We start from the raw sequence: 917 nt of genomic DNA on the forward strand, positions 1-917 counted from the left end.
TACCGCAAGGTCTACGCCGCGTACAAGGCCGCGACCGAATTCAAGGGCAAACCCACCGTGATCCTGGCCAAAACGGTCAAGGGCTACGGCCTGGGCCCGCACTTCGAAGGCCGCAACGCCACCCACCAGATGAAAAAACTCACCCTCGACGACCTCAAGAAGTTCCGCGACCACCTGCGGATCCCGGTCACGGATGAGCAGCTGGAAAAGGACGCGTACCGTCCGCCGTATTACCACCCGGGCACGGACGCGCCGGAGATCAAGTATCTGCTGGAACGCCGCGCTGCCCTGGGCGGTTCCGTTCCGGAACGGCGCTCGAAGCACTCGGACATCGAACTGCCCGAGGCGAAGTCCTACGAGGTCGCCAAGCGCGGTTCGGGCAAGCAGCAGGCCGCCACCACCATGGCGTTCGTCCGCCTGCTCAAGGACCTCATGCGGGACAAGAGCTTCGGCAAGCACATCGCGCCGATCATCCCGGATGAGGCGCGCACGTTCGGCATGGACGCGTTCTTCCCGACGGCGAAGATCTACAACCCCAAGGGCCAGAACTACCTGTCCGTGGACCGGGACCTGGTCCTGGCCTACAAGGAATCCGCGCAGGGCCAGCTGATCCACCCCGGCATCAACGAAGCCGGCGCCGTGGCAGCGTTCACCGCCGCCGGCACCGCGTACGCCACCCACGGCGTGCCGCTGGTCCCGGTCTACGTGTTCTACTCCATGTTCGGCTTCCAGCGCACCGGCGACGCCTTCTGGGCCGCCGCCGACCAGATGAGCCGCGGCTTCATCATCGGCGCCACCGCAGGACGGACCACCCTCACCGGCGAAGGCCTCCAGCACGCCGACGGACACTCCCCGCTGCTGGCCTCCACCAACCCCGCCGTGGTCACCTACGACCCCGCCTACGGGTACGAAATGGG

At 66.4% G+C, this 917-nt stretch carries 1 pseudogene; it reads left to right on the forward strand.

From position 1 onward, the window contains the following. Window positions 1-917: pseudogene (locus AC1DFE_RS24050) on the forward strand (pyruvate dehydrogenase (acetyl-transferring), homodimeric type); the annotation flags it as partial.

Source organism: Arthrobacter sp. 05T423 (assembly GCF_056396245.1).